This is a genomic window from Bifidobacterium ruminantium DSM 6489, from assembly GCF_000770925.1.
Classification (GTDB): domain Bacteria; phylum Actinomycetota; class Actinomycetes; order Actinomycetales; family Bifidobacteriaceae; genus Bifidobacterium; species Bifidobacterium ruminantium.
Genome location: NZ_JDTK01000016.1, coordinates 67,917 through 77,695, shown reverse-complemented (window position 1 = coordinate 77,695; position 9,779 = coordinate 67,917). Strand labels below are relative to the sequence as shown.

The 9,779-nt window shown below is 56.9% G+C and carries 10 protein-coding genes; 5 read left to right on the top strand and 5 right to left on the bottom strand.

Annotation, left to right across the window (positions count from 1 at the left end; genetic code table 11):
- The first annotated feature begins 155 nt into the window (after window positions 1–155).
- Window positions 156–407 (top strand): hypothetical protein, encoded by a 252-nt coding sequence (locus OU26_RS09915; protein ID WP_033499013.1) that lies wholly within the window; start codon window positions 156–158, stop codon window positions 405–407.
- Window positions 408–539: 132 nt separating this feature from the next.
- On the opposite strand, the gene OU26_RS06950 is transcribed toward OU26_RS09915, so the two are convergent.
- Entirely contained in the window at window positions 540–1,319 is a 780-nt protein-coding gene (locus tag OU26_RS06950) for a nitroreductase family protein (protein WP_033499012.1), read from the bottom strand.
- Between the two features lie 85 nt (window positions 1,320–1,404).
- Window positions 1,405–1,782 (bottom strand): DUF4235 domain-containing protein, encoded by a 378-nt coding sequence (locus OU26_RS06945; RefSeq protein ID WP_026647233.1) that lies wholly within the window; start codon window positions 1,780–1,782, stop codon window positions 1,405–1,407.
- Between the two features lie 129 nt (window positions 1,783–1,911).
- On the opposite strand from OU26_RS06945, the gene OU26_RS06940 reads away from it, so the two are divergent.
- A complete protein-coding gene (locus tag OU26_RS06940) occupies window positions 1,912–2,616 on the top strand; it encodes a histidine phosphatase family protein (RefSeq protein ID WP_026647234.1) in 705 nt (234 codons plus the stop codon).
- A gap of 349 nt (window positions 2,617–2,965) precedes the next feature.
- Window positions 2,966–4,297: an ABC transporter substrate-binding protein gene (locus tag OU26_RS06935; RefSeq protein WP_026647235.1), complete on the top strand. Its 1,332-nt coding sequence runs from the start codon at window positions 2,966–2,968 to the stop codon at window positions 4,295–4,297.
- Window positions 4,298–4,538: 241 nt separating this feature from the next.
- Here the strand turns inward: OU26_RS06935 and OU26_RS06930 are convergent, their stop codons facing one another.
- Window positions 4,539–5,549 carry a LacI family DNA-binding transcriptional regulator gene (locus tag OU26_RS06930; protein WP_026647236.1) on the bottom strand — a complete coding sequence of 337 codons (1,011 nt, stop codon included), beginning with the start codon at window positions 5,547–5,549 and terminating at the stop codon, window positions 4,539–4,541.
- A gap of 366 nt (window positions 5,550–5,915) precedes the next feature.
- Here OU26_RS06930 and OU26_RS06925 point away from each other — a divergent pair, with 366 nt between their 5' ends.
- Complete coding sequence (locus tag OU26_RS06925; protein WP_026647237.1) at window positions 5,916–6,770, top strand: carbohydrate ABC transporter permease; 855 nt, start codon at window positions 5,916–5,918, stop codon at window positions 6,768–6,770.
- A complete protein-coding gene (locus tag OU26_RS06920; RefSeq protein WP_026647238.1) occupies window positions 6,767–7,609 on the top strand; it encodes a carbohydrate ABC transporter permease in 843 nt (280 codons plus the stop codon). Before OU26_RS06925 ends, OU26_RS06920 begins: the two co-directional genes overlap by 4 nt.
- 502 nt (window positions 7,610–8,111) lie before the next feature.
- Here the strand turns inward: OU26_RS06920 and OU26_RS06915 are convergent.
- Entirely contained in the window at window positions 8,112–8,714 is a 603-nt protein-coding gene (locus OU26_RS06915) for a YesL family protein (protein WP_026647121.1), read from the bottom strand.
- Window positions 8,715–9,023: 309 nt separating this feature from the next.
- Window positions 9,024–9,776: an ATP-binding protein gene (locus OU26_RS06910; RefSeq protein WP_026647122.1), complete on the bottom strand. Its 753-nt coding sequence runs from the start codon at window positions 9,774–9,776 to the stop codon at window positions 9,024–9,026.
- Between the last annotated feature and the right edge of the window lie 3 nt (window positions 9,777–9,779).

Here is a 9,779-nt window from a genome sequence, read left to right as displayed (position 1 = left end):
CCCTTTTTATGCTCTCTTTTCGGGCTTCCCGGCGGGCGTCGCTCCGGGAACCCCATTTTTTATATCCCTCGAGCCTTCATGCCTCGGATTCCATCTGATCGCACGTTTCCAAAGGCATTCCATCTTATCGAAGCGGCTGCATACACTGATTTGTTATGCATTACTTCGTACCCAAGCGTTGTACCGAGTCGAATAAAATCATGTATCACGACAAGGCAACGGCTCAACAGGCCGCCGACCAGAGTTGGCGCGAACGCGGTACCGAACTCTGGGTATATCGCTGCGATTTCTGCGGTACCTGGCATCTCACGCATCGCGATCCACAATCCAGCTACACGTACGTTCCTTTCAATCAGCAGCTTAAGCCGCATTCCCGTAAGAAGGGCTACAAGCCCCGTAGAAGATAAGTAGAAGATAAAAAACCCGGCAGACGTTTCAAAAACTGATCTGCCGGGTATGTATGTGAAATACACTGTATCGAATCACGCCATACGGCTCATGCATAGCTCATACGAGGCGAAACAACCACGCACCTATCGCTACCGTTCCAGACGGAATCCCTGTTTCTTTGCCGGCGTGGCCACTGCCTTGGCGTTCACACTTTCGTCAGTGCTATTCGCAGCAACCTGGTCACTGAACGCGTCCACCGGCCGTTCAGTATCGCGCAAATCGTAATACTTGTGCACTTCGGCGTCGAACGAATCCAAGCCAGACAGCAGCTTCTCATCGCTACTTGGATACTCGTTCTCGAAGAACTGCATGGAACGCGGCATACGCGGCTTGATGGCCGGCTCCTGATCGGGCTTGCCGATTGCAATGCCCAGCACCGGGTACGTGTATTCGGGCAGATTCAGCAGGTCGATCAGCGCGGGAACATCGTTGAGCAGCGAGCCGAGAATCACGCAACCCAAGCCGAGCGAGTACGCGGCCGTCTCCATCGCATGCAGTGCCAGAACCGCGTCGTTCTGCGCCTGGGTATACCGATAGCTGCCGTTGAGCGTGAATGCGTCGGATGCCACTTCTACGCCCTTACGGGCGGCAATGGCGGCGTTGCGATGCTCATCCAGCACGAACACGTACAGCAGCGGCGCAGTCGCGACGTACGGCTGTCCTGCGATCTCGGCAAGACGCTTCTTGATGGCCACGTCGGTGATGCGGATGGCGGACCAATCGTTCAGGAATTGGCTGCTTGCCGCGTGCTGCGCCACGGTCTCCAACGTTTCGACGACGTCATCCGGCAGCGGCTTCGGCTTGAATTTGCGGATGGAACGGCGTTCCAGCAGTGTATCGACGGTTGCGTTATGAAGAATGTTGCTCATACCGCCATTCTTACCCTCGTGGAACGATTTTGCAAGAATGTTTTCGCAGGAACGATTTTGCGAATCGCTCGCGTGACCGTCCGTATTACTTGCGATGCGCCTGCCGTGCGTGCCGCTTGTTCACGATCGCCTTCGATCCGCGGTCGGACAATTGCGACACAAGCGTGCCGAAAGCCGCGGAAGCTACGGCGAAGGCGATGCTGAGCGCCACTTCCGCCGCTTCGTTCGTGGTGCCGTCGGCACGGACGGATTTGCGTCCGACGCTTCGTTTCCACAGCATCTCGAACGCTTTGCCGAACACCAGCCCGGCCAGTGCGGGCGTCGCGGTTTTGAAGATCTTGTCTCCGAAGGAATCGGGGTCGTTCAGTCTTTGGTCGCGCAACGCGTTCACCTTCTCATCGACGGCATGCAGGGCCGCCACAGCGCGGTCCGCACTGGATTCCATGTCTGGCTTTTCACTCATGGCTCCAGTGTAGCGCCTTGGCTGCGGCGATTGGGACGGCGCTGGCTGCTGGGGTGTGGTCGACTGCGCGTATGGGACACGTGGCGGAATGAACGTGAAATCGCCGCTCACGTCGGCTACAGTGGAGACATGACAGAAACTCAACTGGGAGGCAACGCAGCTTCCGCAATCGTCTCGGGTCGTTTGGTGCTGCTGCGTCACGGGCAGACCGTGTGGAGCGAATCAGGGCAGCACACTGGTCGTACCAATATTCCGCTGACCGCCGTCGGCCGTGAGCAGGCGCGTGCCGCCGGCGAACGGTTGCGTGAGGCGTTTCCGCATGGTTTCGCGCCTGGTTGCATGTTTGCCAGCCCGTTGCGTCGCGCGCAGCAGACCGCGCAGCTCGCCGGATATGGCGATTTCGAGGTGCTTGATGCGATTGCGGAATGGGATTACGGCCGCGCCGAGGGACGTACACGTCAGGAGGTGAGCGCGGCGGGCGGTTTCGCTTGGGATGTGTGGCGTGATGGCCCGCGGTCGCTGCCCGAATCGCTGGAAGGCGATTGGGTAGAGACGTTGCCGGACGGCGAGCGCGTGCCTGTACACAATGGTCCCGGTGAGACGGTGGAGGAGGCGGCGGCGCGCACTCGTGAGGCGATCGCCGTGGTCGAACCGCTGCTTGACGCCGGCAATGACGTGCTTCTGGTGGCGCATGCGCATGTGCTGCGTATTCTGACGTCGCAATGGCTGGGCATCGACCCGCATTTCGCGCGTCTGCTGCGGCTGGACACCGCGCATTACTGCGTGTTGGGGCGGTACAAGGGAGATAATGTCATCGAACATTGGAACTGCTGAGACCGCGAGGTACAGGAACGCGGGTCTCGAACGATCGAGTGCACCGTTTGATATGACGCTCCCTGCTAAATCCCCTATGTCTTCCTTTTCTACGTATGGCGCGGCTTTTGGGGTAGAGGTGTGTCGCAAACGCTTTCATAAAGACGATATGTCGGAAACTATTGAAAATAAAGGAATTGCGGGGTGTGGGCGTTTTTTATTTGTGCAAAAAAAATGAAAAGTTCTGCCCACGTTTGCAAAAAGGCGAATTTTGCGGCACAATAGAGTGTGTCAGAAATCGTGAGGACGCGATTTCGTAAGATGTGACCCAGTGGAGGCTGGGAAACAGGAATGGAAAGAGAAAGGTTCGATGATGAATCGTACTATTAAAGCAGCAGTTGGCATGATTGCTATCGCGGCGATGTCCGTCGGCACTTTGGCCGCCTGCGGTGGCTCCAACTCAGGTTCCGATAACGGCAAGGGCAAGGTCTACTACCTGAACTTCAAGCCGGAATCCAACGATGCCTGGCAGAAGCTGGCCAAGGAATACACCAAGGAGACCGGCGTCGAGGTCAAGGTCCAGACCGCAGCCTCCGGCACCTATGAGCAGACCCTGAAGTCCGAGATCGCCAAGTCCGAGGCACCGACCCTGTTCCAGGTCAACGGCCCGGTCGGCTATCAGAACTGGAAGTCCTACACCGATGACATGAAGGACACTGAGCCGTACAAGCAGCTCATCGACAAGAACGTCGCCCTCAAGGATGGCGACAAGGTCGTCGGCGTGCCGTACGCCATGGAGACCTACGGCCTGATCTACAACAAGGACCTGCTGGCCAAGTACATCGCCACCGACGGCGCCAAGATCAAGGACGTCAAGGACATCGACAACTTCGACACTCTGAAGGCCGTCGCTGACGACATCCAGGCCAAGAAGGACCAGCTCGGCGTCAAGGGTGCATTCACCTCCGCCGGCTTCGATTCCAGCTCCGACTGGCGCTTCAAGACCCACCTGGCCAACCTGCCGCTCTACTATGAGTTCAAGGATGGCAACATCACCAAGCAGCCGGCCACCATCAAGGGCACCTATCTGCCGGAGTACAAGAACATCTTCGACCTGTATCTGAAGGATTCCACCACCGAGCCGACCCAGCTGAGCTCCAAGACCGGTGACGACGCCACCTCCGAGTTCTCCCTCGGCCAGGCTGTGTTCTATCAGAACGGCACCTGGGCATGGACCGACCTGCAGAAGAACGGCATGAAGGCCGATTCCCTCGGCATGATCCCGATTTACATCGGCGCCAAGGGCGAGGAGAACCAGGGTCTGGCCACCGGTTCCGAGAACTATTGGTGCATCAACTCCAAGTCCTCCGATGCTGACAAGAAGGCCACTAAGGACTTCCTGAAGTGGGTCATCACCTCCAAGACCGGCATCAAGTCCCTGTCCAGCGTCATGGGCTTCACCACCCCGTTCAAGTCCTTCAGCGACGTCAAGTCCGACAACCCGCTGACCCAGGCCGCTGTTGAGGATCAGAACTCCGGCAAGACCGCCGTCTCCTGGAACTTCACCATGATGCCGTCCGAAGAGTGGAAGAACCAGCTCGGCTCCGCCCTCCTCGAATACGCTCAGGGTACCGGTGACTGGGATGCCGTCAAGACCGCGTTTGTTGACGGTTGGAAGACCGAGTACGAAGCTGCCCACTGATCCTACGCGGCCAGCGGTTCATGATTCGCTGACCGTGCCCGATCGAGACAATAACTGAATTCCACGACTGCGGCCGAGAGTTTCCCTTTCCTTCTCTCGGCCGCAGTCGTTTGTGATGGCAAAACGAAGGTCGCCACCGTGCATGTTCACGATGGCGACCTTCGTTTTCCTATGTCTGTTCTATGTCTATCGTCCTTCTTGCCGCGTATCGCAAAGCGACGGCAAGCGATGCCAGGCGATACTACTTGCGCAGCCGGGCGGTGGTCGAACGCACGATCAGCTGCGCGGGGAACGTCTTGAACGGCTCATCGATCGTCTGCTTCTCAATCAGTGCAAGCGTCATGCGAGCCGCCTCCCGTGCCATTTCCACAGGCGTCTGCCGAATGGTGGTCAAGCCGAGATCGCGCGCGTAGGTGCTGTCGTCATAGCCAATGATGGAGATGTCGTTCGGCACCGTGAAACCGTTCCGCTCAAGCTGGAACAGCAGCGGAATCGCAATGCCGTCCTCCTGGCAGGAGATGGCCGTCGGCATGTGGTCGAGGCTCAGCAGCTGCGTCACGACCTTGCTGACGTTGTTCTTGCCTTCGTCAGTGACGAGCACGCGCGGTTCGACATCGTTGGCATGGCAGCATTCCATGAACGATTCGAAACGTCCCTGCACGCTGAAGTGCAGCGTCACTTCGCGGTCGGTGCGGATGTAGACGATGTCGCGATGTCCGAGCGTCATCAGGTGGCGTGCCGCGAGTTCGGAGCCCTGCTTGTCGTCGATGCGGGCGGCCGCGTTGAAGCCGCGTTCCTCCGGAAGGCTGGAATTGATGCCGATGATCGGCACATCGACCGACTTGAGCTGTTCGATTTCGTTGCTGTCGATGTCGAAGGAGATGACGATCACTGCGTCCACGTTGCGGCGGACCGGCAGCATGTCGAAGAAATCGCTGCGCTCTTCGGTACTGGACATTTGGTAAATGGAGATGTCGTAGCCTTCGTCGTGGAAGACCTCATTCAATCCTTCGATAATGGACGAGCTGAACCACAGGTTGAGCCGTCCCGACACAAGCACCGCGATGCGCAGCGCACGGCCGGTTTTCAGCGCCGCCGCGGACCTCGAAATGGAGAAATTCAAATCGTCCGCGGCCTTCATTACCTTGTCTCTGGTGGTCTGCGACACGAGATCGGGCCGCGTGAAGGAACGCGAGACGGTGGAAATGGAAACGTGCGCAAGGCGCGCGACATCCTGGATACTGCTTTTCATCAAATCCCCCTGTACCGTGATTACAGAGAATAGTGTAATGGTACCGCATGCCGGTGGTAAGGTGCAGATGTACGCTCCGTCATGCAACTGATTCATTACAAACGTTTTCATCAGATGGTCATATTGGTGGTTCCGCGCTAAATCTGGGCTTTTTGGGGATGGGATTTCCGTATGACAACGTTTCATCTTTTACGCTGCGTGACATGCGAAAATGACAACGTTTGACATTTGTTGCAACGCTGCCTATCATGGCCGTGTAAGCACTGAGGGAATGGGTAACAATGCTGTGGCTCGTCTCCTTGGGGGAAAGGAATTCCGTGCCGCGTTGAAGCGGTGCATGGAATGGAGAAGGAAAGCAGGCAGGCTATGATCAGCATGGCTGGCAAAGCGATACGAAAGTGGTGGGCGTTATTTGCGTTGCCCACGTTCGCCGCATTCATCGTCGGATTTGTGGTCCCATTCATCATGGGCGTGTATCTGAGCTTCTGCAAGTTCACCACCGTTACCGATGCCGAATTTGTGGGCTTGAAGAATTACAAGAGGGCGATCGCCGATAAGGAATTTCTGCACGCGCTGGGCTTCTCGACGGCATTGACCATCGTCACGACAATCGTGATCAACGTGGTCGCGTTCGCCATTGCGTACATGCTGACCAAGGCCATCAAGGGATCCACCATCTTCCGTTCGGTGTTCTTCATGCCGAACCTCATCGGCGGCATCATCCTTGGCTATATCTGGATGCTGCTGCTCAACGGCGTCCTTGCTCATTGGAGCCGCGCGCTGACCTATAGTGCGACATACGGTTTCTGGGGTCTGGTCATTCTGGTCTGCTGGCAGCAGATCGGCTACATGATGATCATCTACATTGCAGGCATGCAGTCCCTGCCTACCGACGTGCTCGAAGCGGCCGCCGTGGATGGTGCGAACGGTACCCAGACCATGTTCAAGATCATCATCCCGCTGATGATGCCGTCGATCACCGTGTGCTCGTTCCTGTGCGTCACCAACGGCTTCAAGCTGTACGATCAGAACCTTGCGTTGACCAACGGCGCTCCGTCGAACATGTCCGAAGGTCTGGCAATGAACATCACCCGTACATTCTACGGACGTATGGGCTGGGAAGGCGTCGGCCAGGCGAAGGCAGTGCTGTTCTTCATCCTGGTGGCCATCGTGGCGCTCATCCAGAACAAGCTCACCACTAGCAAGGAGGTGGAGGCATGAACTCCGGAGAAAAGGTCAAGCACGGTGGACTGTGGACCGCGCTGTTCACCGTCGTTTCGCTGGCATGGATCTTCCCGATCGTGCTGGTGATCATCAACTCCTTCAAGCAGAAGGCGTACATCTCAAGCAGCACCTTCTCCATTCCTACCGGCAAGGCGTTTGTTGGATTTGACAACTACACACGTGGCATCGAGACCACGAATTTCTTCGCCAGCTTTGGCTGGACCCTGCTGATCACGGTCGGTTCCGTGGCGCTGATCCTGGTGTGCACCTCGATGTGCGCGTGGTGGATCGTCCGCGTGAACAATTGGGCTGCAAAGCTGCTGTACACGCTGTTCCTGTTCAACATGATCGTGCCGTTCCAGATGGTCATGTTCACGCTGTCCAAGCTGGCCGACATGCTGAAGCTCAACACCCCGTGGGGACTGTGCTTCGTGTACCTGGGCTTCGGCGCTGGCCTGGCCGTGTTCATCTTCACCGGCGTGGTCAAGGGCATTCCGGAATCGCTGGAGGAATCCGCCATGATCGACGGCGCTTCCGTGCCGCGCATCTTCTTCCAGATCGTTGTGCCGATCATGAAGCCGTCCATCGTTTCCGTGGCCATTCTGCAGGCCATGTGGATCTGGAACGACTACCTGCTGCCGTACCTGACGCTCGACCTGGGCAAGTACAAGACCATCTCGGTGGCCGTACAGTACCTCAAGGGCGGCTACGGTTCCGTGGATATGGGCGCCATGATGGCCTGCCTGGTCATGGCCATCATCCCGATCATCATCTTCTACCTGATCTGCCAGAAGTACATCGTCAAGGGTGTCATGGCTGGAGCCGTCAAGGGCTGATCTACTTATAAATTAAGGGGCTGATTCCAAATCAGCCCCTTTTTTTCATGCCTATATTTTTTCGGTGTTTCTCTGTGTGTTTCTCTGTGTGTTTCTTTGTGTGTTTCTTTGTGTTTTTCTCTGCGTGATTTCTCTTGCGCGTGCGGATTTTAAGCGTCTTTTGTGGATTGCCCGACGTCCGTGTGGATTTTTATGTGCTCCTGCGGATTGATTCAAGGCTAGAAAGGCATGCCAAATTACGCAATCGTTGAAATTCCAACGATTAGGATTTTTGTCCTATGCGATTTCGTCGTTTTTGGCGGGAAACAATCCGCACGCGATCAAAATAATCCGCAGACGCTGTTTAGAATCCGCACGGGCACCGAATTATCCGCAGAACTGTTAGGAAATCCGCAAAGACGTTGGGGAATCCGCACGGGCATCGGAAAATCCGCACACGCGTCGAAATGGTCCGCACGAGCGTCGGATGGTCCGCACGAGCGCTGAATAATCCGCACGCGACTTATTTATTGATGTACTTGCGGAAGATGTGTTCAAGGATTGGCGAATGGAGCATCAGCATGGTGCCGTAGCCGAGCACGAGCAGCAGAAACAGGCCTTGCGGCATGTAGAACCAACTTCCGGCGAGCAGCGCAACGTACACCGCGTCAATCGCAATTAAAGCCAATGTATGTCCGATGTTGCTCACGCCGAATATAAAAGCGTTGCCGAGCGTGCGCCAGAACGAGTTTTCGAAACGTGCCTGCAGTGCCCATACCCATTCGAACCCGATTAGCCAGACGATCGTCAGCGCGAATTTCGGAATAAGCAGCGGCGTGATCTGCAGCACGATCCACGAGTAGACGCAAAGCGCACCGGCCGCGCCGAAAATCAGCCAATAACCGGTCGATTTCGCAAAATTCGCACGGAACGCGTTGAAATAGTTGCGCGTCGCCGTGCCTTCGCCTGACAAGGTACGTCGGACGGCGTCGTGTCCGGCGGTCAGTGCTGCTCCGATTGTAATGATCGGAATGCTGGTGACGAGCATCAGAATGTTGATCCAAATCGCGTCGACGGCGTCGCTCAGACCGCGCATGAAACCGGAATCGGGGGAGAGGAACTTCATAATCGCCTTTCGTGTGGCATTGTGTCTCCGCAGGGCAACGTGTGCAGAGCCGAATCTTTTTTCGATTCTACTCGATATGCATGGAAGGTTCGCGTTTTCATCAAACGTTTGATGTATTGCAATGATTGTGTTTTCATAGCGTTTTACGCACAATAATGCTACCGTTGTCATATGTTGGGACAATATTGTTAAGCCCGCTATGCTGAATATTTGCAGCTTTCAAGGCCACTGATTATTCCCTTTCAAGGCCACCGTTATTGCCAAAGAAGGCCAGTGGCGGACCGGTTCAAGGCCACTGACCCCCTTTGGTCAGGATTCGAGCATGGATTGTCCGTGCCGTTGCCTCATGTTGAACTCGCCGGTGTCGATCCATACCGTGTTGTGCACGATGCGGTCGAGGATGGCGTCGGCGATGGTGTCGCCGCCGAGACGGCTGTGCCATTCCTTGGTGGCCAGCTGGGTCGCGAACGCGGTGCTGGCGTTGTCGTAGCGCAGTTCCATGAGCTCAAGCAGGAAGCGCCTGAACTGCTCGTCGGGCTTGTCCACGAGCCATTCGTCGATCGCGAGCAGCGTGTACGTGGAGTATTTGCGCACGAGCTTGGCCGGACCTCCCGGCTTGAGGGCCGCGGCCGCGACCTGTTCCGCGAGGTCGGGCATCCGTATGTAGCAGGCCCGGTAGCGTCCCCTGCACGCGGATTTCACCAACGCGCATAGCAGGAACGACTTGCCCGATCCGGTGGCTCCCTGGAACGCGACGTTCAGACGCTGTCCGAGGTAGTTGCCGGCGTCGAGTCCGGCGAGCACGCCGCGGTCGAGCCCGCGCTCCTCGGCGAGGTCGATGGTGCGCAGGTCGGCCTGCGGATAGCGCAGTCCCGCCCGTTTGACCAGGCGTTGGATCTTCGCGTCGGTGTATCCGCCGTACGCGTTGTCGACCGCGAGGCCGACCACCTCGGCATGGTTCAGGGGCATGACGGTCCGTTCGTCGAGCCGTTCGAACGCGTCGAGCAGTTCGGCGGCGTTCATCTCGCGCAGTTTGCGTTTGGTCTCGGAATCGATGATCATCGC

Excerpts from the sequence above, each read along its gene's own strand:
- OU26_RS06935 (WP_026647235.1), top strand. The coding sequence starts at position 2,966 with ATGATGAATCGTACTATTAAAGCAGCAGTTGGCATGATTGCTATCGCG.
- OU26_RS06945 (WP_026647233.1), bottom strand. The coding sequence starts at position 1,782 with ATGAGTGAAAAGCCAGACATGGAATCCAGTGCGGACCGCGCTGTGGCG.
- OU26_RS06910 (WP_026647122.1), bottom strand. The coding sequence starts at position 9,776 with ATGATCATCGATTCCGAGACCAAACGCAAACTGCGCGAGATGAACGCC.
- OU26_RS06925 (WP_026647237.1), top strand. The coding sequence starts at position 5,916 with ATGATCAGCATGGCTGGCAAAGCGATACGAAAGTGGTGGGCGTTATTT.
- OU26_RS06920 (WP_026647238.1), top strand. The coding sequence starts at position 6,767 with ATGAACTCCGGAGAAAAGGTCAAGCACGGTGGACTGTGGACCGCGCTG.
- OU26_RS06930 (WP_026647236.1), bottom strand. The coding sequence starts at position 5,549 with ATGAAAAGCAGTATCCAGGATGTCGCGCGCCTTGCGCACGTTTCCATT.
- OU26_RS06950 (WP_033499012.1), bottom strand. The coding sequence starts at position 1,319 with ATGAGCAACATTCTTCATAACGCAACCGTCGATACACTGCTGGAACGC.
- OU26_RS06940 (WP_026647234.1), top strand. The coding sequence starts at position 1,912 with ATGACAGAAACTCAACTGGGAGGCAACGCAGCTTCCGCAATCGTCTCG.
- OU26_RS09915 (WP_033499013.1), top strand. The coding sequence starts at position 156 with ATGCATTACTTCGTACCCAAGCGTTGTACCGAGTCGAATAAAATCATG.
- OU26_RS06915 (WP_026647121.1), bottom strand. The coding sequence starts at position 8,714 with ATGAAGTTCCTCTCCCCCGATTCCGGTTTCATGCGCGGTCTGAGCGAC.